Annotated in this window: 20 protein-coding genes and 1 tRNA gene; 10 read left to right on the forward strand and 11 right to left on the reverse strand. The window is 33.4% G+C overall.

Annotated features, from left to right (window positions below; genetic code table 11):
- The 7 genes from ATO12_RS06840 to ATO12_RS06870 all read right to left on the reverse strand — a co-directional run.
- Positions 1 to 2,067, reverse strand: a 2,067-nt coding sequence (locus tag ATO12_RS06840) for a hypothetical protein (RefSeq protein ID WP_034240584.1), incomplete at its 3' end; no start/stop codon positions are given.
- Positions 2,068 to 2,161: 94 nt separating this feature from the next.
- Positions 2,162 to 3,325 carry an ABC transporter substrate-binding protein gene (locus tag ATO12_RS06845; RefSeq protein WP_034240588.1) on the reverse strand — a complete coding sequence of 388 codons (1,164 nt, stop codon included), beginning with the start codon at positions 3,323 to 3,325 and terminating at the stop codon, positions 2,162 to 2,164.
- Between the two features lie 89 nt (positions 3,326 to 3,414).
- The gene (locus ATO12_RS06850) at positions 3,415 to 4,008 is read right to left on the reverse strand and encodes a phage tail protein (RefSeq protein WP_034240591.1); all 594 of its coding nucleotides are present in this window, start codon (positions 4,006 to 4,008) and stop codon (positions 3,415 to 3,417) included.
- 487 nt (positions 4,009 to 4,495) lie between these two features.
- Positions 4,496 to 4,933 carry a retropepsin-like aspartic protease gene (locus ATO12_RS06855; RefSeq protein WP_034240593.1) on the reverse strand — a complete coding sequence of 146 codons (438 nt, stop codon included), beginning with the start codon at positions 4,931 to 4,933 and terminating at the stop codon, positions 4,496 to 4,498.
- Positions 4,930 to 7,536 carry a CHAT domain-containing protein gene (locus ATO12_RS06860; RefSeq protein ID WP_034240596.1) on the reverse strand — a complete coding sequence of 869 codons (2,607 nt, stop codon included), beginning with the start codon at positions 7,534 to 7,536 and terminating at the stop codon, positions 4,930 to 4,932. Before ATO12_RS06860 ends, ATO12_RS06855 begins: the two co-directional genes overlap by 4 nt.
- Entirely contained in the window at positions 7,517 to 9,514 is a 1,998-nt protein-coding gene (locus ATO12_RS06865; protein ID WP_034240599.1) for a PKD domain-containing protein, read from the reverse strand. The genes ATO12_RS06860 and ATO12_RS06865 overlap by 20 nt, the downstream gene beginning before the upstream one ends.
- A gap of 149 nt (positions 9,515 to 9,663) precedes the next feature.
- Positions 9,664 to 10,701, reverse strand: coding sequence for a hypothetical protein (locus tag ATO12_RS06870; RefSeq protein ID WP_034240602.1), 1,038 nt, complete (start codon positions 10,699 to 10,701; stop codon positions 9,664 to 9,666).
- Between the two features lie 105 nt (positions 10,702 to 10,806).
- Between ATO12_RS06870 and ATO12_RS06875 the strand changes: the two genes are divergently transcribed.
- The 10 genes from ATO12_RS06875 to ATO12_RS06920 all read left to right on the forward strand — a co-directional run bounded on the left by ATO12_RS06875 (position 10,807) and on the right by ATO12_RS06920 (position 17,927).
- Entirely contained in the window at positions 10,807 to 11,394 is a 588-nt protein-coding gene (locus ATO12_RS06875; protein ID WP_034240605.1) for an RNA polymerase sigma factor, read from the forward strand.
- Positions 11,391 to 12,128, forward strand: coding sequence for a tetratricopeptide repeat protein (locus tag ATO12_RS06880; RefSeq protein ID WP_034240607.1), 738 nt, complete (start codon positions 11,391 to 11,393; stop codon positions 12,126 to 12,128). Before ATO12_RS06875 ends, ATO12_RS06880 begins: the two co-directional genes overlap by 4 nt.
- 178 nt (positions 12,129 to 12,306) lie before the next feature.
- Entirely contained in the window at positions 12,307 to 13,095 is a 789-nt protein-coding gene (locus tag ATO12_RS06885; protein WP_034240610.1) for a TatD family hydrolase, read from the forward strand.
- A gap of 39 nt (positions 13,096 to 13,134) precedes the next feature.
- Complete coding sequence (locus tag ATO12_RS06890) at positions 13,135 to 14,169, forward strand: asparaginase (protein ID WP_034240613.1); 1,035 nt, start codon at positions 13,135 to 13,137, stop codon at positions 14,167 to 14,169.
- Between the two features lie 69 nt (positions 14,170 to 14,238).
- A tRNA-Ser gene (locus ATO12_RS06895) sits at positions 14,239 to 14,326 on the forward strand.
- Between the two features lie 82 nt (positions 14,327 to 14,408).
- On the forward strand, positions 14,409 to 15,215 hold the full coding sequence (locus ATO12_RS06900; RefSeq protein ID WP_034240615.1) for a MotA/TolQ/ExbB proton channel family protein: 807 nt from the start codon (positions 14,409 to 14,411) through the stop codon (positions 15,213 to 15,215).
- Between the two features lie 102 nt (positions 15,216 to 15,317).
- Positions 15,318 to 15,812 (forward strand): hypothetical protein, encoded by a 495-nt coding sequence (locus ATO12_RS06905; protein ID WP_034240618.1) that lies wholly within the window; start codon positions 15,318 to 15,320, stop codon positions 15,810 to 15,812.
- A 6-nt stretch (positions 15,813 to 15,818) separates the two neighbouring features.
- Complete coding sequence (locus ATO12_RS06910; protein ID WP_034240621.1) at positions 15,819 to 16,427, forward strand: ExbD/TolR family protein; 609 nt, start codon at positions 15,819 to 15,821, stop codon at positions 16,425 to 16,427.
- Positions 16,428 to 16,450: 23 nt separating this feature from the next.
- Positions 16,451 to 16,933 (forward strand): ExbD/TolR family protein, encoded by a 483-nt coding sequence (locus ATO12_RS06915; protein ID WP_034240623.1) that lies wholly within the window; start codon positions 16,451 to 16,453, stop codon positions 16,931 to 16,933.
- 286 nt (positions 16,934 to 17,219) lie between these two features.
- Positions 17,220 to 17,927 (forward strand): porin family protein, encoded by a 708-nt coding sequence (locus ATO12_RS06920; RefSeq protein WP_034240625.1) that lies wholly within the window; start codon positions 17,220 to 17,222, stop codon positions 17,925 to 17,927.
- On the opposite strand, the gene ATO12_RS06925 is transcribed toward ATO12_RS06920, so the two are convergent.
- The 4 genes from ATO12_RS06925 to ATO12_RS06940 all read right to left on the reverse strand — a co-directional run bounded on the left by ATO12_RS06925 (position 17,922) and on the right by ATO12_RS06940 (position 21,797).
- On the reverse strand, positions 17,922 to 18,527 hold the full coding sequence (locus ATO12_RS06925) for a hypothetical protein (protein ID WP_024772278.1): 606 nt from the start codon (positions 18,525 to 18,527) through the stop codon (positions 17,922 to 17,924). The genes ATO12_RS06920 and ATO12_RS06925 overlap by 6 nt on opposite strands.
- Positions 18,527 to 19,987, reverse strand: coding sequence for an RNA polymerase factor sigma-54 (gene rpoN / locus ATO12_RS06930; RefSeq protein WP_034240631.1), 1,461 nt, complete (start codon positions 19,985 to 19,987; stop codon positions 18,527 to 18,529). Before rpoN ends, ATO12_RS06925 begins: the two co-directional genes overlap by 1 nt.
- Positions 19,988 to 20,318: 331 nt before the next feature.
- Positions 20,319 to 20,960, reverse strand: coding sequence for a response regulator transcription factor (locus tag ATO12_RS06935; RefSeq protein ID WP_025666916.1), 642 nt, complete (start codon positions 20,958 to 20,960; stop codon positions 20,319 to 20,321).
- Positions 20,961 to 21,002: 42 nt separating this feature from the next.
- On the reverse strand, positions 21,003 to 21,797 hold the full coding sequence (locus ATO12_RS06940; RefSeq protein ID WP_034240635.1) for a sensor histidine kinase: 795 nt from the start codon (positions 21,795 to 21,797) through the stop codon (positions 21,003 to 21,005).
- Positions 21,798 to 22,364: the final 567 nt, after the last annotated feature.

The raw sequence follows: 22,364 nt of genomic DNA on the forward strand, positions 1-22,364 counted from the left end.
ACTACTAAAAGTATAATTATAGGTTGCACCTACTTCTGCACTGCTAAATGTATAGCTTACGGCATTATCATTTCCGGCATTGATAGGACTCTGATCTATGGTAACCGAATACCCTGTTGGTGCAACGGTTTCTTTGGTTTCGGTATCTGTTGCGGCACTTCCTGTATTTCCATTTACATCGGTAAGTGTTACACTTAATGTAATGGTTCCATCTCCCAAACCACTTAGGTCTATTCCAGAGATCGTTGCTGTTGCAGAAGCCACAGTTCCTGATCCGGTTACATTGGTTCCTCCTCCAGAGCTACTAAAAGTATAATTATAGGTTGCACCTACTTCTGCACTGCTAAATGTATAGCTTACTGCATTATCGTTTCCGGCATTGATCGGACTTTGATCTATTGCAACCGAATACCCTGTTGGCGCATCGCGATCTACCGTATGGATCTCTCCTGTATTAAATGCTGCTGGTCCAGAATTGGCTAAGTCATCTGCAATGTTAGTAGACCCATTTAGATCTAGACGAATACCTCCTGTGCCGGTGATTGTATTTATAGTCACTGTAACACTTGTTCCTGACGAAGCACTTACGCTAGATACTGTTCCTGAGGCTGTTCCTGAAGTAGTAGTTAGAGAAAAATCATCTGTAGAAATATTATTAGCATTTTCATCAAATGTAACCGTATAAGTTATTGATGTAGCATTGGCTGCAGGAGAGCCATTTAAAGTTATAGATTGTACTACAGGAGGATCGGTATCAGGTACTGGTGCAGAAGTTTCGCCGTAAATTGCCGTACCAATACTACTGTTAGATTCATCTTGATAGATGTAGATTTGTTTTCCGTCATCAATTTTTAGTACTTCCATAGCTTGAATATCACTATTGCCACTATGAATGGTAGCTTGGGAACTTAGTGTGATATTGGTTCCTGTTACTTCTCCTTCTCTTGCATAAATTGGATCGGTACCGCTAGTAGGATTATACATAGCTATAAATTTATCAGAAGAGGAAGAGGCTAGTCGTACTCCTCCGACGGTTGTGATTAATTGCTGGCGTGTTCCATACCCTGTTATTGTTGTCCCGCTAACCGATCCTACCTGTACATAACCGTTTCCATCGTCGTCGTCGTCATAAGCAACTACAAACTTATTGGATGAAATAGCTACTACATCAACTTGTCTGCAATTAGTTTCGAAAATGTTTGCACTACCTAAAGTAATGGTTGATCCACTGACTGATCCTATAACAGCTCCTCCTTCGGAACCAGCAGTGGTTGCCTGATAAACAACTACAAAAGTACTACTAGACAATACATCCAAACCGGTCCAAATTGTTGCGTCTGTTAAAAAAGTTGCTGCTGTTCCAAAGGACAGTGTTGCCCCACTTACGGTAATTATTTTTGCTTTTCCGCGATTACCATCCTCGACATCTCGATAGACTACTATATGACTGGTTGAAGACAAAGCTTCCATCTCTATTGCATCTACATCTCCAGATGCAAAATCAAATGAGCTGCCAAAAGAAATAGAACTACCAGATACGGTACCTATTCTCATTTCTCCTACATCAGAGGCTCCACGTTCATCTTCAAAAGCAACAATAAATTGTGTAGCACTAATAGCTGAAATAGCAGTATGTGTTGCACCTACAGTACTGGCAAATTGTGTGCTACTTCCAAAGCTGATCGTATTTCCAGACAGTGTTCCTACCACAGCCTCTCCAGGTGTACCAGAAGCAGAAGATCTATACGCTATGACAAATTGGGTAGTGCTTAATGCTACTGCAGAGGGTTCTAGAAAAAAATTCGCTCCTGTAAATGTAGTAGCTGTACCGGGGGTAACAGGTGTTGTAGGAGCATAGTAACTTAGCTCGTTTATTTTTTTTGTGATAGCATATGCATCTATAGGGTCAGATCCTAAATTTAATTCTGAAAATAAGCTAGATATATGATGTATAACATAAGAGTCTCCTTCTATAGAGATATTTGGTTTTTTGTTATCTGTAGATGATTCCATAGCGATCCCAAAAAAGCTAAGAACCATCATAGATAAAAGTGTAATTTTTTTCATTATATAAGGGTTTTAAGAGGTGTATTCGAGTTTTCCTTTTTTACTATGTGTCTTTTTATAATTAAGTATGGTCAGTAATTAAAAAAATGACATTTTATATACATAAATATGGGTTCACCCAACCAGAGTCTAATTCTCCTACAATATGATTAGTAATAGGATTATTTTCATTCATTTTTTTGCCAATATCTACGATCGTATTGTAGATTCCAGAGGTATTGGTTTTTATTTTTACAATATCAATATCAGGAGTTATAAAACCTTCTTTAGAATAGAAGTTTTTAAGACCTCGCGGACTTTCAATACTTATTTTTTGTAGTTTTTCTTTTACAACATCCCATTGCCTTTTTTTAAGAGGCCGCAATAGCTCTTTAAATAAAAGTCCGGTTTCGTACCCTTGTAAAGCATAAAGATTAGGAGGTTGTCCAGTGTTTTGTTTGAATTTTTTTACGAATTGTTTATTGATTTTATGTTCTGAGTCTGGATTCCATAGCATGGCTCCATATAGATTTAGTTCGAGGTGTTTTACATCATCTAGCATATCTGGATATATCATGTTTTCTGCAACTAATAAAGGAATATCTTTTGTCCATGATTTTGATTTCCATAGATTTAAAAACTCATTTCCTTGTGGTCCTACAAATAAGGCGTGTACATATGCAGGAGCTTCTTTTCTGATTTTATCAAAGATCGATTCGATATCAAGGTGATGTGGATTATTGGTGTGGTATGGAATAACAGATTGTAAAACAGTATTTCCTCCTGCAGCACTAATACCAGCCTGAAAAGAGGTGTGTAGATGATACCCAGAATTATATATAGGTGTAATGATCAACCCTGGCTGGCGATATTCCTTTTGCGCCCAATATCCTAATGCATATTGACTTTGATATAATTGATGAGAATTAAAAAATACATTTGGACTGTGATAATCAAAACTAGGTAACATTTCTCCCATATCAAAAAAGAATCCCAGGGCATCTTTCCTATTGTCTATAAGCTGAACCAGATCAGGAAGGGAGCGGTAACTAATCATTCCCGAGACGATATCAACATTACTAAAGTTAAGTAATTTCTTTGCGGCTTCAATGACCGAGGATATTCCTCCTGAACCTGCAAATTCTGGAATAAGTTCGATATCCGATCTTCTTCCCGGTTTTTGACCAAGACCAAGGTAAAAACCTGTGGCAAGGTGTGGAAAAAAATTAGGATAAATACTCGAATAAGGGGTTAAAAAGCCAATTTTAATAGGAGTCATAATTCTTCAAGATAGAAGTATGTTGTTTGAAAAAATAGCCCAAACAACATACTTAAATTTATATACAAACTTGATGGTTGTAGTACTACTTAATTTCTAGACGGGAAAAGGCCTTGTATACAAATACAAGGATTTAAGGTTAGGAAAGGCATTCTGTTTTCGTGATATTGACTTCCTCCTGTATTTAAAGTGTCGGCATTACCAGTGATTGCACCTATAGCACCTGCTATGGGCACATTTGGAGCTTCTGAATTATATCCTGAAATTTCAGCTAAATTACTGCTGTCATAAGGAGCTGCTAATGATACGCCACTAGTAGGCGTGTGCGTATCTGCCTGACCACTATTTACGCTCATTTGTACTGTTATATTAAGACCAGAAGCGTCAATTATATGATTGTGCGATGGTATTTGTAATACATTTAAAGTCACTACTTCTTCACCCCCGCGTGACCCTAATCGATAATCAGATAAGCCAGGCCCATTACCAAAACCAATAGGTGCTCGCCCTCTTAAATCGGGTAAACCAAAAGTTGTACGACCATCTCCACCAAAAGTAGTTCCTAGTAATGAAAATAGCGCAGTGTTACTTGATATAGCTAATAAAGCACCAGAACAAAATGCCCAACTTCTGGGAGCAAAATTGCAAGCCCAATACACAATCTGTGAAAGATAAAATTCCATAATTTTAATTTTTTAAGTTAAAGATTCATTAAGATATAATACGATAGCCTCGCTTTTAGTCCTCTGTCTTTTCAAAGAAAACAGAAAGTTAAAAACCAGTCAATACGTATAATTACTTGATTTTGACAGATGTGTTAGCTTAAAATAGCTTAGAAATGATTATTTAAAGTTTGTAATAAATGGGGTAACTCATAAGATTTTTGAGATATAAACTTTTTACCATAAAAGTTTATTTAGGGGTAATTGGGTAATTAATGAGCGTATTTTGCAATTTAGAATATCTAAGTATAAGTTTTGTATACTAAGATGTTGATGTAATAATTACTGAAGGAAACATTTGTATGATGGTAGAATCCGTACCATTGATTAAAAAAATCGATTAATATTAATGTTCAGAACTTAAATTTAGTTAAAAAAAAATAACAAATCTTACTTTTTAGCTGTTTTTTTAGCTGCTGTATCCTAATACTATAGTGGGTAGTTAAACTTATTTCAAATACATACATTTTTTTTCGTAGTCAATAATTGCTTTTCCTTTTTTAAGAATGTCAGCTCCAATAATGCCATCTACAGGTTCTGCATGATGTGCTATTAGTGCTGTATTTACATGGTTAAGATCAAATAAAACAAGGGATATTCTTTTTCTAGACCAGTTTCCGATTTGTATGGTGTTTTTTTGCGAAAGTTGTGTTAGCATATCGGTAGCACCTGCTCCTGCAGCTTTTACATCGCTATCCTGGGCAAAAAGAGAAAATTTATCTACAGCTTCAAATCCAACACAGGAGTTAGAAGCACCTGTATCGACTATAAAATTACCCTCTATACCGTTTAATATTGCTTTAACTTCAAAATGATTTGTCTTTGTAAAAACTAATTTAATTCTGTGATATTCCTTTTGGTTTAAAAATTTTCGAAGTGTACTCATGTTTTATGTTGAAGAAACTTGGGTAAAAGTAGTATAATTAAAATAAATAAGACAATACCTATTTTATACCAAAAATAGCTTAAGGAATAAGAATGTCCGATCTCGCCATAATATACAAATGCCGCCCAATAATAAGGTGATTTCTGAACATTAGAGATGCTTTCTGTATCCAGATAGTCTAGCTTGGCACGATGTATCGCTGTTGCCTTGGGAATAGAAAGATTAAGATTTTGATAAAAGTTTTTCATTACTGTGGCGGTAGTTTTGTCGTTTACTTTCCATAATGAAAAAAGTATGTTTTCTACCCCGGCATAATGAAAACCCCTGCCAATGCTAATAGGACCTTCTCCTTTTGCTAGTCTGCCAACACCGGTTTCGCAAGCACTTAACACTACCAGATTTGCATTAAGTTGTGTTCCATATAATTGATTAACCAAAATATCCTGATCCCAAAATTGTATAGAGGCTGGTCTAGAAAAACTTCCTGATTCTGCATGTGTAGACAAATGAATGATATCATGTTCTTTTGCTAATTCAATAAACCGTTGATAGGACGCCTGTTCGTTTTCTAAAAAATCACCATTAAAATAATGTTGTATAGATTTGCTTTCGATTTTTGAAAATGAAAGTTCTTTATCTGTATTTTCAAAAACAGGAAATACTCCTAAAACCGTTTTTTTCTGAAGATTTTTAGGATTGGATCTCAAATATTTACCAGCTGAAATTTCATAGCTTATTTCAGCAGATCGTATTAAAAAAGACATTTTACTAAAATTCATTGAATTTGTCTTTTTTAATAATAAGGTCTCAAAAGGAATAAAACAAAGAAGACCATCGGGGATGATTAATAATTTTTTAGAGTATCTGGGGATTTTTAATACGTTATAAAGTTCAGCAGCATTTTTTGTGAATTCAGGAATGTTACTAATGATTATTGAAGCGTTGTCGAAATAATGAATATATTTTTTGACAATGCTTTTAAAATATTCAGGATTTTCTATTTTTTTGATTTCAAAAGAATCTTGAGTGATTATAAACTGATATACGTTTCGATTTCCATAAAAATATTCAATCAAAGTGGTGCGATCTTTTTTTAATTTTTTCTGAAGAGCAGGAATAGAAATATTGTTTTGATACCTAAGTAGTTTGGGATATGTATGACGAAGCTTTTTGAGGGTTTCTTTAAGAACAATAGATGTAGTGTCATGAGCTGTAGTCCATTTTTGAATTTGAGCAATATTGGCGCCTTTGCCTTTTAATTTTTCTTTTAAAATTAGAGTCTCATAGGATGTTAATGCTGCATTAAGTCGATTTTTTTTTGAAACCAAAGAGTCACTTTTGTATTGAGATAGTGTTTTTTTAGATATCAGCGCTTCATTTACAATAGGAGATTTAGAATACTCTGCTGCCCGAAATGCTAGTGTATCGTATTGTTCCTCTTTTTTGGTTTGGTGAATAGTAAAAAGAAGATCAATATAAGCTTCTGTTCTGTTCCTGTTTTGGCTATGTTGAATGATGCGAGTGTCCTGAAGCGGATATACGATATTTAATTTTGAATTTACGTCAAAAGCCAAATCAAAGGCAGCTATCGCTAGAAGAGGTTTTTGGGTTTGTTGATACATATAAGCATGAATGTCTAGTGCTTTTAACAGAAGCCTATCTGCAATAAGATGTTCTTTAGACGGTAAATCAGTATTTACAGAATATCCAGGTAGGAGAGAGGTGTATATTTCTTTTAGGTTTTTTTGAATTTCTCCAAACTTGGATTTGGATAATAAAATATCGATATATGCTAATTGCCATTTGACAATAGTTCTTGCCGATGTATTTTTGTTTTTGAGCAATTGAAACCTAGCCTGTGTAATATAATCCTGAGCTTTTTTAAATTCTTTCTTTTCTAAAGCAGTGGCCGCTAGAATTTGATACGCATTTATTTGATTAATATCTATGGAAATTACTTTGTTTGCATAAGTCTTTGCTTTCTCGTAATCACCAGAATCCAGATGGTTTGTGGCTGTATTTGTTAGTAAATTGATGTTGTTGGGGTCAATATTTAACCCTTTTTTGAGTATTTCGAGAGCTTTTGAATAATTTCCTTGATTGTGGTATACAATAGAAAGATTAGTAATTCCCGAGATAATTTTTGAAGTGTTCTTAGCTTGTTCAGCTTGATATAAATAGCTTTTTATAGTGGTTTCTGCCTTGGGTAGGTCTCCAATCTCTGTGTAGATATTACCAAGTGGTTGTAGGCAATTTTCAATGATGTCATAGTCGCTTAATTCATTTTCATAATATGTTTTCCAGGCAGTTTCGTAATGTAAAATAGCTGTTGGTTTGTGGTTGAATTGATTGAGATAATACCCCAAATTGCAGTTTACGATTATCCAGGCCAACTGATCTGCTTTGGTATAAAGCTGATCTTTTTTGGGAGCAATCATTTTACTTAATTGTAGTGCTTCAGAATTCGATGGTTTTTGTAGAAAATGATCTAACTGATTATATAAAAACGTTGAGGTTTTTGTTTTTTGCTGAGCCTGTAGTATTGGGTTTCCAAACCAAAGAGCAGCGATACATAGCAATATTCTAAAACTTCCAAATTCCATAGAATTGAATTTGAGAGTTTGGGCCATCAAAATTATGAACATATCTAACTCCTATACTTGGCCCTATTCGTACCGCTCCAAAATTCATTCCAACAAAAACACCGGTTTGTATATTGGTAAAATCATCTTTGATTTCTTGTGTTTCAGCAACATCAAGTTCGATGTTTCGAATAATTTCTGGGGGAGTTGGGCCATTATTTCTAATAATGGTAAACCCTTCTCCTGTGGTTTCCTGATCATTTTTGCTTGTGATATCCATTTTTAATTGGATTCCTGCTCCCATGGCAAAAAAGTTATTGAAATTATAGCGAAATGATCCGGGAACGACATAAATAGAAATGTTATTAAATGTATTCGCTTCTGAGAATTGAATTAGGCTTTCGGTACCATTTGCATCTATAGAAGTGGTTTCAAAGTTTCGTAGTTCATCATAAGAAGATGCAGATGCCATTAATTCTGCCTGATAGTATCCTCTGTAGGATTTAAAAGGAGATAATGTTGCTCCAACAAAATACTCTTTTTGATTATCTAGTTCGGGAACCATGATATATCCGGCTTTTGCACCAATAGAAATACCGGGCATAAACCGGGTGGTTGCATAGTTAGTAATAATAGGTTCGTTTTTATCAAAATATATAGCGGTACGACTTTTGGTCTTTTTTTTATGAAAGTCTTTGCCAAATTTCATAGAATATTTTACGAACCCTTTGGTCGAGTCTATTTCGGATACATTCTTTTGTTGACTTCCGGGAAGATATATGCGATTAAATTGAAAAATGATCTTGTCTTTTTTTAAAATAGTATCGAGACAGCTGTAATTAACCTCTCTTTCTTTAGGACAAATTGGGCATTCGGGATACATACCATCAATTTTTAATGTAGATTTATCAAACATTTCTGGAGTATCTACGGCTAGTTTTATAGTATTAGCCGGACCTTCTCCGTTGTTTTGAAAACGCACTTTAAATTTGAGGCGTTTAAATCGTACTAACCGATAATTCATTAGCCAACCATTAGAAGACATCTTATTGGGATCATGAGAAGTAACAATTTCCATTTCTGTATCCTTCACGGTGTGATTGTCAAAATTGTCATCAGGAACATAGATACTTCTTAGTGTAACAATAGCACTGGTATCTTTGATCATTTCGGGTGTTGTTTTTAGAGTCCTGAAAATGTTGCGTTCTTCACCAGGTTGCATATCATTAAATGCAATTACCTGATAGTTGCGATACAATGATTTGGACTCTTCTAATGTAAGTGGTAAGTTTTTTCTTTTAGTGGTATCCTGAACAAATAATGTTCTGTTTTGTAGTGTGGTATGGGTTGAAGAAGCTAATAAAGTATGATCATCATTATGAGAGAGCGTTTCAGAAATAATAGGTAGTGGAATAATTTTTTCCCCATGATGTAATCTGGTGTCTTCCAGAATAAAGTTGTCATTTTTAAATTGATTATCATTATAAAACAAGTATAATTTACCACTAGAAACGTAATTATTGGTGTTTTTATAACTTGTTATAAATATCATTTCCTGGTCAGGAATAGGCTCACGATTTCGTTTCAGGATTAAATCATCATCTTCAATAAAAAGGGAGTTTGAGTCTAAAGAAGCCTCATCAGATGTATCATTTACAGTTATTGATTTTGGTCTACTTGTAGGTGGTTTTCCATTATCATAATTATTAGTTGCCCAAAGGTTAGTTTCGTATGTTCCCGAAGCAGCATACCGATGTACGGGCTTTTCTTTAAAACTATAATTGCCATCACCAAACTCCCAATAGTAGGTATAAAAAGCTTTGGGAGCACCAGCAATTTGATTTAAAGGCGGCATTTCTGCTCCATAAACTACTTGATTTCCATTAATTTCATAGGATATAGGTGCGATTCTTGGAATGGTATCGTTAGTTAGTATTATTTGTCCAATACACAGCAATGGAAATAATATAGTGCAGTATAAAATGATGTGGCCCCTCATGATTTGTTATTAGTAGTTACTAAAGATAAGTAAAAAGTTAAATTAGAAATATTAATAAAAATATTCCGAGAGGTTACCTCCCGGAATATATACTGAAATGTGCCGTAACCCCCGCTAACTAATTTACATATTTCAGTATGATTTTTGATTTATGGTAACCCATTTATTAGTGCTATTAATTCGGCTTCGGAAGCAGTAGTGGTAGATCCAATTACTTCTACATGATCTTCGGTTATGGTTGCACCCTGGATAGCATATGTATACTCACCATCCTGAATAGATACAAATATGAAATGTACTTCTAATCCAATAGGGATTAGCCCATAATGTTCAGAGAATAATTCGGTTTCTTCAATATAAGTGTCTAATAATGCCAATGCTGTTGGTTCACCATCATAAGATACATATACGTTACAATTTGTGTTGTCATATCCTTCGGGAACATCTACATAAATAACAGTTTTTGGTCTTGGATCGTTATACCAACGATCAATATTAGTCCATCCAAAATTATTGATAAAACTAGAATATCCTGTAACTCCTGTTCCGTTAGGACCTTCTCCCTGGCCAAGGTCTATATTCCCTTCTCGGTTTTCTTCCCAAACGACATCACAATCGATAATGTCGTTGTCACAACCATTGTCTGCAGCTTTAAATAACCTCATTTCAGGATCAAAATCTTCGTTTGGCGAAAAAATCTCAAATGCATTTGCAAGTTGTAGTTGATTTCCATTCTGATTTGCATTTACAAAAAATTCTCCAGCAGATTTTAAAGTCTCGATATCTCCATTTGGTCGTTTACCATTGGTCGGCATTTTGGTGAGTAGCATTTTGGCTTTATCATAGATTTCTACTAATTCGATAGTAACGCTTCCGCTAATCGGATCACCATTTTGATCTAAAAAACTGTTTGGAAGAAAATGTAGTTGTGTACCTTCTTCTCCATACATATACCCTCCGGTTTCGGCATTCATTACAAAAGTTTGCATTGCTTCTTCGCGGTTATCGTTAATCGCTTTTTGTAGTTCTATACCATTTATGATTCTTTCGATAATGATATCGTTATCATCATTTTTACAGCTTCCGAATAAAAGAATAGCTACGTTTAAAAGTAAAAAAATCATCATTCCTTTTTTTGCATTCCTACTATTATTTGGTACTGCAATCGTTCTATTTGATGTTTTCATGATTTTCGAAATTTTATTGTTTACGACATCATATCAATAGCTTAGAATTTTTGTTACCCTTATCTTGATAACTTTTTTTAAATTAGTCGCTTATATTCACTATTTATGGGAAATACCAAATTTCATTCTGATCAGAAATACATTGAAGCTCTTTTGAAGAATGATACTGTAGTCTTAACCGAGATTTATGATAAATTTGCTCCGAAAGTAGTTGGGTATATAAAAAATAATAGTGGAGATGAGTCCAGAGCTCAGGACATTATCCAGGAAACTTTAATAACGATCTATAAACAGGCAAAAGAGAAAGGACTACAACTTACCTGTCCATTTGATGCCTATTTTTTTCTGTTGTGCAAACGTAAATGGTTGAATGAATTAAAAAAGCATTCTAATAATCAGGTAACAATTAATGAAGAGATTGTATCTATAGATGACGAGAGTGTTCGTTTTGCAGAAGAAACCGAAATTTTTAATGCAAAACATGAACTTTTTAAAGAGATGTTTGACCAATTAGGTAAAGCTTGTAAAGAACTATTAAAGGTAACTTTTACTACAAAATCTATGGAAGAAGTAGCTTTAAAACTAGGGCAGTCCTATGGATATGTTCGTAAGAAAAAGTCTTTATGTATTGGTCAGTTAACAAAACTTGTTCAAAACACTCCTAAGTTTAATAAAATAAAGAATTTGTTATGACCCCAGAAGAAAAATTTGAGCTGTTTGATCGGTTCTGTAGCAACGAACTCTCTGCTGCCGAAGAAAAAATGCTAACAAAACTAATTAGTGAAGATGTAGCTGTTGCAGAGGAGTTTAAACTATATCAAGAGTTAAATTCACATCTAGATACACGTTTTACTTCAGAAAAAGAGGAAGAAGCATTAGGAGATGCTTTGAAAGTGATTGGAGATGCACACTTTAATAAAAAAGCAACTACAAAAGAAACCAAAGTGATAAGAATGCCTGTTTGGGCCTATGCCGCTGCAGCAAGTGTAGCAATAATTTTTGGTGTATACTTTTTTGGTCAAAGCAACCCTGTGTATAATGATTTTGCAAATATTCCCGAATTATCAATTACAGAAAGAGGAAATATAGAAAAGAATAGTAAGAACGCAGAACATGCGTTTAACTCAAAAAATTATGCCGGAGCAGAAAAATACCTCTTGATATTATTGTCAAAAGATGAAAATAATGCAGAATATCAATTCTATTATGGATTATCCTTATTAGAACAAGATAAATATGTAGAAACTACTCAGGTTTTAGAGAAACTATATCAAGGAAATTCGGGATATAAATATAAAGCATTATGGTTTGAAGCACTAAACCAGCTAAAGCAAAAAAAATATGATCAATGCGCTACATTGTTAGAGAATATACCCGAAGATGCTGAAGATTATACTCGAGCTCAAGAATTATTGAAGAAAATGTGATGTTTTGTCATCTGTTAATTTGTTTCCTGTATAGCGAATCTTGAAATAGTTTTAGCAAAAAACTTATATCTGGAAGTGAAAACATACAGTTCTATAGCTTAGAATTAAATGCTGAAAAGAGTTTAATAATAAAAGCAAATTCCTGCGAGGATTAACTCTAATTTGATACTTTTGCGGCATGATACTAACCGATACCCATACTCATATTTATAGTGAAGCCTTTGATGAAGATCAGGATGAAATGATGCAGCGTGCTATAAAAAATGGCGTGACACGTTTTTTTGTTCCTGCTATTGATTCTACATATACCAATGCTATGTATGCAATAGAAGCTAAGTATCCAGAACATGTTTTTTTGATGATGGGATTGCACCCTACCCATGTAAAAGAGAATTACAAAGAGGAACTTGTATTTGTAGAGAATGAACTCAAAAAACGTTCGAATAAAGAGAATAATAAAAGCTTTTATGCGATAGGAGAGATAGGTATAGATTTATATTGGGATAAAACTTTTTTGAAGGCCCAACAAGAAGCTTTTAAGTATCAAATCCAATTGGCAAAAAAATACAAATTACCTATAGTAATACATTGTCGCGAAGCTTTTGAAGAAATTTTTGAAGTATTAGAATCCGAAAAAAGTGATGATCTATTTGGGATTTTTCATTGTTTTACAGGAACCATAGACGATGCCAATCGAGCTATAGGGTACAATATGAAATTAGGAATAGGAGGAGTAGTTACTTTTAAAAATGGTAAAATAGATCAGTTTTTGAATCAGATTTCATTAGATCATATTGTTCTGGAAACAGATGCACCTTATTTGGCACCAACCCCTTATCGAGGTAAACGTAACGAAAGTTCTTATTTGCTTAATATCCTAGAAAAGCTATCAGATATATATCAAAAGCCTATAGAGGAAATAGCTGCGATTACCACCAAAAACTCTAGCGATATATTCGGTATCTAGACCAAATAAAATATAATTTAATTTTCGTTCATTTGTTATATGAATACTTCGCCAAACATATTACTTATTTATACTGGAGGAACCATAGGAATGGTCAAAGATTTTAATACAGGTGCTCTGGTTGCTTTCGATTTTGATGAGTTGTTATTAAACATCCCAGAACTCAAGCAATTAGATTGCAATATCAATACCATTAGTTTTGAGAAGCCTATTGATTCTTCTGATATGAATGTTGATCGATGGAAAGAGTTAGGAGATATAATTAATACTAATTATAAAAAATACGATGGGTTTGTTGTCTTGCATGGGAGCGATACGATGTCTTATACCGCATCTGCGATTAGCTTTATGTTTGAAAACCTGGCTAAACCTATTATTTTTACAGGTTCTCAATTACCGATAGGAGATTTGCGAACCGATGCAAAAGAGAATTTGATTACCGCAGTTCAGATTTCGGCATTACAAGAAAAAGGCAAGCCTGTAATTACAGAGGTAGGGCTCTATTTTGAATATAAATTACTTAGAGCTAATAGGACTACCAAGATTAATGCAGAACATTTTGAAGCATTTCAATCTCTTAACTATCCATCTTTGGTAGAATCTGGAGTGCATCTTAAGATCAATACCTCTTTTTTACTAACATGTAATCGAAGAAAAAAGATGGTATATCATACACATTTTGATAATAATGTTGTTATCGTAAAGATGTTTCCGGGGATTAATGAGAATATTTTGAAGAGTATTTTCTCTTTAGAAGCTATAAAAGGAGTGGTTTTAGAAACGTATGGAGCAGGAAATACAACTACAAAAAAATGGTTTACCACTATAATTTCTGATCTCATTAAAAAAGGAATACCGGTAGTTAATGTTACACAATGTATAGGTGGAAGTGTAGAAATGGGCAAGTATGACACTAGTGTTGCACTAAAAAAAGCGGGTGTTATTTCGGGAAAAGACATTACTACAGAGGCTGCAGTAGCAAAATTGATGTATTTACTAGGGGAAAAATTACCACTTAAAGTCCTCAAAACCATTTATGAAACCTCTATTCGTGGTGAAATGTCAGAAAATTAACGCCTCAAATTTCAATAGTTAACATTTTTTTTGTTATTTGCCCATCCTTATTTTTTTAGGGGAAAACCAAGAGAGGTGGCCGAGTGGTCGAAGGCGCACGCCTGGAAAGTGTGTATACGTCAAAAGCGTATCGAGGGTTCGAATCCCTTCCTCTCTGCATTATTATCAATTTTTTAATAGATTTTATATTATTTTTATATCTTTAACCCTTTAACTAATTAAAATTAAGAATCAGCGCAATGAAAAGATTATTTTCTATTCTGGCAATCGCAGCAGTAATGACTTTTGGAAACTTACAAGCTTCTACTGCACCTGCCCAGTTATTAACGGCAAACGTGCAATTATTAATTGCTCCTATAACTACGACAACGACTCAAGATGAAGCAGTATCCGAGGCTACTACAGAAGAATTATCCTTCCATCAAAACCTTAAAAGACGTTTTATAGAAGGAGGCCCTGTATTTATGGGTATCGTACTTTTATGTTTGATCTTAGGTCTTGCGATAGCAATTGAAAGAATTATCTTTTTAAGTCTTTCTACGACAAACACTAAGAAATTACAACAAAATGTAGAAGATGCACTAAATAGTGGTGGTATCGATGCGGCAAAAGAGGTATGTAGAAATACAAAAGGACCTGTTGCATCTATTTATTATCAAGGTCTTGATAGAGCAGACGAAAGTATAGATGCAGCAGAGAAATCAGTTGTAGCATACGGTGGTGTTCAAATGGGACAATTAGAGAAAAATGTATCGTGGATATCATTATTTATCGCTCTTGCTCCAATGCTTGGGTTTATGGGAACGGTAATTGGTATGATTACAGCGTTTGATAAAATTGCAGCGGCAGATGATATGCAACCTTCTCTTGTAGCAGGTGGTATTAAAGTGGCACTTCTTACTACGGTATTTGGACTTATTGTTGCAATTATTCTTCAAATATTCTATAACTATATCGTTGCAAAAATTGATAGAATTGTAAATGATATGGAAGATGCTTCGATTACTTTAATCGATATTTTGGTAGATTACAAGAAAAAGAAATAATTGATGTTTCTAATAAAAATCTAATCTAGAAGATTTTTAATTTACACTTTTATTTAATTACGGATTACTTATCTGTGATCCAAACAAAAAATTATTAGTAACATGAAAATTTCAAAAATATTATCATATATCGTACTGGCTATAGGCGCTATAGGAGCTATTTTACTGTTCTTAATGAGCAATAATTTTGATGGCCTTATGGAAAAATATGGTATTACAGAAACCAAAGACTTTGTTAGAGAAGGAGGATCAATGGATCTTTTAAAAGAAGCGACATCTTTGGTGAATCCATTATATATTCTTACAGTTATTGTCATTGTTGGTATAATAGCCGTTACTTTAATGGCTGTTTTCTCTTCATTAGCCAAAAACCCAGGAGGACTTAAAAATACCGCAATAGGTATTGTGGCTTTCCTTATTGTTGCGGTTATAGGTTATGTTTTTGCAGAAGGAGTAGAAGCACCATTAAATGATGGAGAAGTACTTTCTGCAAGTGGCTCTAGATGGGTAGGAACAGGATTGTATACATTTTACTTTTTAGCTGCTATTGCAGTTGGATTAATGTTCCTTTCTGGTATTAAGAAACTAATTAAGTAAATAATTATGGCAAGAAGAGCAGCACCAGAAGTTAATGCAGGGTCTATGGCAGATATTGCATTCTTACTTCTTATATTTTTCTTGGTTACTACCACGATCGAAACCGATACGGGTATTAGCCGTAAACTTCCTCCTCCTCAGGAGGAAGAAATAGAGCCGCCAGTTCTTAAGCAAAAAAATATTTTTGTTGTAGAATTGAATAAAAACAACGATTTATTGGTAGAAGAAGCTCCTATGGAATTGAAAGATCTTCGGGAAGCTGCTATTAAGTTCTTAGATAATGGTGGTGGAAGAGGAGAAGAAGCTTGTAGTTACTGTCAAGGAGATAGAGATCCTTCTTCTTCAGATAATCCTACTAAAGCGGTAATCTCTCTAAACAACAATAGAGAGACAAATTATGCTGCATATATAGCGGTTCAAAATGAATTGGTAGCAGCGTATACTACATTGCGTAATAGAGAAGCACAACGTCTTTTTGGTAAGACATTCGAACAAATGGAAGCCGATTTTAAAGATGTGAATTATTCTGGAAGTAAGACTAAACTAAAAGAAGATATCAAAAAGATACAATTTTTGTTTCCTGAAAAACTTTCAGAAGCCGAGCCTAAAAAATAGAAATAACATAAAACAGAATTCTTATGTCTAAATTTAAAAAGAAAAAGAGTGGTGAATTACCTCCCGTTTCTACGGCATCATTACCGGATATTGTATTTATGTTATTGTTCTTCTTTATGGTTGCAACGGTGATGCGTAAAAATACGCTAATGATAGAAAATAAATTACCATCTGCAGACCAGATAGAAAAACTAGACAAAAAAAATCTAGTAATGTATATCTATGCAGGAAAACCTAGTTCAAGATATCGTGCAAGTGCAGGTAGCCAGGCTAGAATCCAGCTTAATGATAAATTTGCTGATGTAAGCGAAGTAAAAGCCTTTGTATTGGCCGAGAGAGCAGCAAAAAGAGAGGAAGAAGTTCCTTTTTTGATTACAGCTCTTAAGATAGATGGAAACACCAACATGGGTCTTGTAGGAGATATCAAAAAAGAATTAAGAGAAGTTCAGGCGTTAAAGATTAATTATACTACCAAATCTGGTAAAGCTTCAGATAATTTTAAGTAACATATTGTTATGTATTATTGTCGTAGCATAAATGTCTAAATGATATTGTAAATCCTGCCCTTGGGCAGGATTTTTTTATACTATCCGTTCTGCTATTCCCTAAAATGGCATAACAATTGTTGCTAATTTTATAGTAGCTGTGATCTATCTTTTATAGCATCAATGTCTAATCTTCCAAAGTGATATTGAATATATAGATAAAATGAAATAGTTATTATATGATTTCGTTTTGTTTTTATAAACTTTCTCTTATTTCTAAAGAAATAGATTTATTTTAGTGATCTATATGAAAAAATTGTTTGTATTTATAGTATGTTATTTGTTTGTGTTTCTTTCCTCAGCACAGGAAACCAAGCAAGGTTCTACTCAAGAAATAGAGATAGATTCTTTATATCGAGAAGATCAGTTTTACGTAGGTGTAACATTTAATCTACTGCTAAATAAACCAACAGGTGTAAGTCAATCTGGTTTTTCTGGAGGACTGCATTTAGGGTTTATACGAGATATGCCAATTAATAAAAGGCGCAATATTGCTATAGGTTTGGGGCTAGGATATTCGCTAAACGTGTATAATCAGAATTTGTTTATAGGAGAGGAAGAAAACACCGAGCAGAGTATATTTAGTAGTTTAGAAGGTGTTGATTATAGTACTAATAGATTTACCACACATTTGGTAGAAGCTCCTTTAGAGTTTAGATGGCGTACATCTACTCCTGAAACTCACAAGTTCTATAGGATTTATACGGGTGTTAGAATGGGGTATTTGTATTCTTTTAATTCTAATTTTAAACAACCAGGAAACAGGGTGAGACAAACAAAATTAGATGAATTAAATAGATGGAGGATAGGAGCAACGTTTACTTTTGGGTGGAACACCTTTAATTTTCATTTCTACTATAGTTTGAATACTCTATTTAATAGTGATGCTACAATTCAGGGAGAATCTGTAGGATTGAATACAGCAAAAATTGGATTGATGTTTTACATTTTATAACCAGAAATTTGCTAAAGTAAGCTGCGGTATTATCCCTATTAGAAATCCCAGGATCAATTCTAGATTGCTATGTGCCTTGCAATGTAATCGAGACGTGGCGACCAGTCCGTTAAAAATCATCAGCATGGCTATTAAAATGGTTAAATTAAGTCCAAAGTGAATACTTAGTGCCACAGTAAACATTGTGATTCCGCTAATCCCGATCATATGTAAGCTTGCTTTTATGTTAAACAATACCATAAAAATTGCACTTAATGACGAAAACAGGATCCCTAAAAAGAAAAAATATAATTCTGGATAGTGATATACATCAATAACCATTTTGATGACCACTATAAGTAGGATAGATTGTAGTAATAACGGGATTTTACGTTGTTTTACGTTTTCTAGATGTATCGAGGTAATGGTTCCGGTACTTTTTAACAAAAAGAATAGTACAATAGGTATTAGGATGGTAAGAATAATTAACCCAAATACTTTAGCTCTAATAATTTCGATAGGAATAAATCTTGGAGCTGTACTAAAATAAATTATGGCACCCAAAAGTGGCATCAATAATGGATGTAAGATATAAGAAACACTTCTAAGAAAAAAATTCATTAAATTTTCTTTCGTAGTCTGGCAACAGGAATATCTAATTGCTCCCTGTATTTGGCTACAGTTCTTCTGGCTATAGGGTATCCTTTTTCTTTAAGGATTTTGGCAAGCTTTTCATCCGTAAGGGGTTTTTTCTTGTCTTCTTCACCTATAGTTATTTCCAGTATTTTTTTAATTTCTCTGGTAGAGACTTCTTCACCTTGATCATTGGTCATTGACTCAGAAAAGAACTCTTTAATAAGTTTTGTTCCATAAGGAGTATCTACATATTTACTATTTGCGACTCTTGAAACGGTACTTACATCCATAGAAATCTCATCAGCAATATCTTTTAAGATCATTGGTTTAAGATTTCTTTCGTCTCCACTAAGGAAATAACTTTTTTGATAGTGCATTATTGCACTCATAGTAATAAAAAGTGTCTGCTGTCTTTGTTTTACAGCTTCGATAAACCATTTTGCAGCATCTAATTTTTGTTTGATGAATAAAACAGCATCCTTTTGGGATTTAGATTTTTCTTTACTGGCTTTATACCCCTGAAGCATATTATTGTATTCTCTGGAAACATGAAGCTCTGGAGCATTACGACCATTTAGCGTTAACTCTAGTTCTCCATCTACAATTCTGATTGTAAAGTCGGGAACCACATGTTCGATCATACGATTGTTTCCTGCATAAGCCCCTCCTGGTTTAGGGTTAAGATGCTCAATTTCATCAATGGCTTCTTTTAACTGTTCTTCAGTAATGTCAAATTTTACTAAAAGTTTGTCATAATGCTTTTTGCTAAAATGATCAAATGCTTTTTTTAGGATTTCTGAAGCTAATTTTATAGGGATAGTCGTTTCTTTTCTATCCAGTTGAATCCAAAGACATTCTTGCAAATTACGAGCGCCAACACCTGCCGGGTCTAATTGATGAACAACTTGTAAGATACTTTCTATTTTTTCTTCAGTAGTATATACGTTTTGAGTAAAGGCCAAATCGTCTAAAATATCAGACAAAGATCGTCTTATATAACCGCTTTCATCAACACTACCAACGAGAAACTCAGCTATTTCTCTTTCTTCATCATTAAATCGATACGTATTTAACTGATTAACCAAATGTTGATGAAATGATGTTCCAGAGGCATAGGGAACACTTTTTTCTTCATCATCGGCACTATAATTGTTAGAACTTAGTCTGTAACTAGGAATTTCATCATCACTAAGATATTCATCAACATTGATATCTGCTTCTATCTTTTCGGTTCCATAATCCTCTTCTGCAGAGTTTTCATTACTAAACGTATCTTCAAATTCATCTGCTTTATCTTTTCCACTATCAAGAGCAGGGTTTTCTTCCATTTCTTGCTTCAAACGTTGTTCAAATGCTTGCGTAGGGAGTTGAATCAACTTCATGAGTTGAATCTGCTGTGGAGAAAGTTTTTGAGAAAGCTTAAAATTTAATTGTTGTTTTAGCATAAAAAATATCAATGTTCTTCTACTCACAAAAATAAACAAAAAACACTGTTTTTAAAGAAGTATAAGAAGGTTAGTTTATTTGCAAAAAATGCGATAAAACCATAATTGTAATGATTTTATTTTTCGCTGTAATCAATAAACGGGCCAAAAGTAGTTATAATATGTAATAAACGAGTTTTTTTTAAGACATAAACCAAACAATGTCGTTTGTTTAAAGGTAAGATATAAAATGATTTTGCCTTATTGAGATAGATAAAATATGTACGTCTCTTTTAAATGTTCTATTTAGATATACAGAAATCCAATACAAAGGACGTACATAGAGCAAACATTAAGGAACGAATAACTTGCTTTTAATAGCATAAATAACCAAACCTGTTCTGTTTTTAAGATTCAGTTTTTCAAAAATAGAATCTCTGTATCCTTCGATCGTTTTTGGACTTAAACACATGTCGTTTGCAATTTCTTTATATGTTTTTTCTGTACAGGCATGTTTAATAAACTCTACTTCTCGATCTTTGAGCACTACATTATTTTCTTCTTTAGGATTTAGAGAGCCCAGTAGTAAATTGGTAACATCTTTTGTGTGATAAAAACCAGTTTCCTGTACCTGGATAAGCGCATTTTCTAAAATGCTTTTTTCGGTATCTTTTAAAAGATATCCTTTTGCACCTGCTCTAAGCATTTTAAGAATTGTATTTTCATCTTCTTCTACAGACAATGCTAACACCTTAACTTGCGGGTATTGTTCTTTTAATGCTGCTGTGGTTTCAATCCCATTCATGATTGGCATGTTGATATCCATAAGCACAATATCCGGGATGTTTTTAGGATCTTTAAATCGGGTAAGTAATTCTTTACCGTTTTTACAGATATATAGAATTTTAAATTTGGCAAACCCATTAACCAATCCAGATAATGCCTGGGATAGTAAAATATGGTCTTCTACAATTACTACTGAGTATTTCATGATTGACAATACTTATTATTTGTGTGAATAGTTTTCTATACAAAGTTAGTTAACTTCATTGTCTAATGCCATCGAACTTTCTTTTTTATAAGGATAAGTTAGTGTTATTGCTGTTCCTGTTCCTTTTTGTGATGTTATTTGTACAACGGCATCGATTAATTTCCCTCTGTTTTGCATGTTGCTTAATCCTATCCCTCTTTTGGTTGGACATTCTATTTGATCAAAACCAACACCATTATCTTTTGCATGGATTACCAATTTATCGGTACCATAATGCACATCAACATCTAGATTTGAAGCTTTAGAATGTTTGATGGTATTGGTAAAGAATTCTTGTAATATCCTAAAGATAATAATCTCAGCCTTATCATCCAGCACATCTATTTCTTCATTACTGGTAATTGCAGCTTTAATAAACTGCATTCGGTTAAATCGTTCTATTTCTAATGTTATAGCTTCTGTAAGGCTTAAGCTTTTTATAGTATCTGGGTTGATCAATTTTGATAACGATCGCAGTTCTGTAAGACTTTTGGTTATGGTCTCGGTAACTTCTTCTAGTTTCTTAGGATCATCCTGAGCCACATTCACCTGTATTTTGGCCAGCGTGAGTAGCTGGCCAATATTATCGTGTAACTCCCAGCTAATGTTGCGCAATGTCTCTTCTCTGATCTCGATCTGGGTCTCTGCAATAGCTTTTTCAAACTTTTTCTCCGCTTCTTTTTGTTGTAACAAAAGACTGTTCTTCCTTTTTTGAAAAATTAAAAAGAGAGAAATCATTAAAATGATGATTACTACAAGAATCATGCTTGCAATTAATATTGCTGCCTGCTGTCGCTCCATATAAAACCTATGATAAAACAAAGATTCATTATAATAGTTAAGATAATGTTTATTAAGAAAAGAATTGTAATGCCTTCTAAATCAGTGTAGTAATTTCTTACTATTCTAAACGGAATATTACCTACAAAGAATATTAGTAGTCCAACACTTATCCAAAATAAAAGATTTTTATTAGTGTTCAATACTTTCTCTGAGTTAAGTAGTTCTGAAAAATATAAAATAATAGTCGTTATCATTAAACTTGCTGCAATTATATATGGGATTGATTGAAATTCTTTAAGATAATTCTCATAAAATCCGTTAATAATAAATGACATGATATATATTAGAATGAAAAACATTATAGATTTCTTTAGTCTATTACTATTTATAAACTCTCTGTATATAAGAAATAAGAAAAAGAAATTTATGACATGGTATATGTTGTAAATAATGGCATTAAATCTTGAATAATAATCTACAATTAATATTCCGACAATTTCATTGATAAATGTATACCATAATATAAATGAAAAATATTTTAATATTGTATTATTGTATTTTTTAAAGTATATAGTACTTATTAAT

It is taken from the genome of Aquimarina atlantica, from assembly GCF_000626715.1.
Classification (GTDB): domain Bacteria; phylum Bacteroidota; class Bacteroidia; order Flavobacteriales; family Flavobacteriaceae; genus Aquimarina; species Aquimarina atlantica.

What these genes read in the sequence shown, in the direction of transcription:
- ATO12_RS06900 (WP_034240615.1), top strand. Translation starts at nt 14,409, where the DNA reads ATGAAAAGATTATTTTCTATTCTGGCAATCGCAGCAGTAATGACTTTT.
- ATO12_RS06845 (WP_034240588.1), bottom strand. Translation starts at nt 3,325, where the DNA reads ATGACTCCTATTAAAATTGGCTTTTTAACCCCTTATTCGAGTATTTAT.
- ATO12_RS06915 (WP_034240623.1), top strand. Translation starts at nt 16,451, where the DNA reads ATGTCTAAATTTAAAAAGAAAAAGAGTGGTGAATTACCTCCCGTTTCT.
- ATO12_RS06860 (WP_034240596.1), bottom strand. Translation starts at nt 7,536, where the DNA reads ATGGAATTTGGAAGTTTTAGAATATTGCTATGTATCGCTGCTCTTTGG.
- ATO12_RS06855 (WP_034240593.1), bottom strand. Translation starts at nt 4,933, where the DNA reads ATGAGTACACTTCGAAAATTTTTAAACCAAAAGGAATATCACAGAATT.
- ATO12_RS06875 (WP_034240605.1), top strand. Translation starts at nt 10,807, where the DNA reads ATGGGAAATACCAAATTTCATTCTGATCAGAAATACATTGAAGCTCTT.
- ATO12_RS06850 (WP_034240591.1), bottom strand. Translation starts at nt 4,008, where the DNA reads ATGGAATTTTATCTTTCACAGATTGTGTATTGGGCTTGCAATTTTGCT.
- ATO12_RS06920 (WP_034240625.1), top strand. Translation starts at nt 17,220, where the DNA reads ATGAAAAAATTGTTTGTATTTATAGTATGTTATTTGTTTGTGTTTCTT.
- ATO12_RS06870 (WP_034240602.1), bottom strand. Translation starts at nt 10,701, where the DNA reads ATGAAAACATCAAATAGAACGATTGCAGTACCAAATAATAGTAGGAAT.
- ATO12_RS06865 (WP_034240599.1), bottom strand. Translation starts at nt 9,514, where the DNA reads ATGAGGGGCCACATCATTTTATACTGCACTATATTATTTCCATTGCTG.
- ATO12_RS06880 (WP_034240607.1), top strand. Translation starts at nt 11,391, where the DNA reads ATGACCCCAGAAGAAAAATTTGAGCTGTTTGATCGGTTCTGTAGCAAC.
- ATO12_RS06905 (WP_034240618.1), top strand. Translation starts at nt 15,318, where the DNA reads ATGAAAATTTCAAAAATATTATCATATATCGTACTGGCTATAGGCGCT.
- ATO12_RS06925 (WP_024772278.1), bottom strand. Translation starts at nt 18,527, where the DNA reads ATGAATTTTTTTCTTAGAAGTGTTTCTTATATCTTACATCCATTATTG.
- ATO12_RS06885 (WP_034240610.1), top strand. Translation starts at nt 12,307, where the DNA reads ATGATACTAACCGATACCCATACTCATATTTATAGTGAAGCCTTTGAT.
- ATO12_RS06890 (WP_034240613.1), top strand. Translation starts at nt 13,135, where the DNA reads ATGAATACTTCGCCAAACATATTACTTATTTATACTGGAGGAACCATA.
- ATO12_RS06910 (WP_034240621.1), top strand. Translation starts at nt 15,819, where the DNA reads ATGGCAAGAAGAGCAGCACCAGAAGTTAATGCAGGGTCTATGGCAGAT.
- rpoN (WP_034240631.1), bottom strand. Translation starts at nt 19,987, where the DNA reads ATGCTAAAACAACAATTAAATTTTAAGCTTTCTCAAAAACTTTCTCCA.
- ATO12_RS06940 (WP_034240635.1), bottom strand. Translation starts at nt 21,797, where the DNA reads ATGGAGCGACAGCAGGCAGCAATATTAATTGCAAGCATGATTCTTGTA.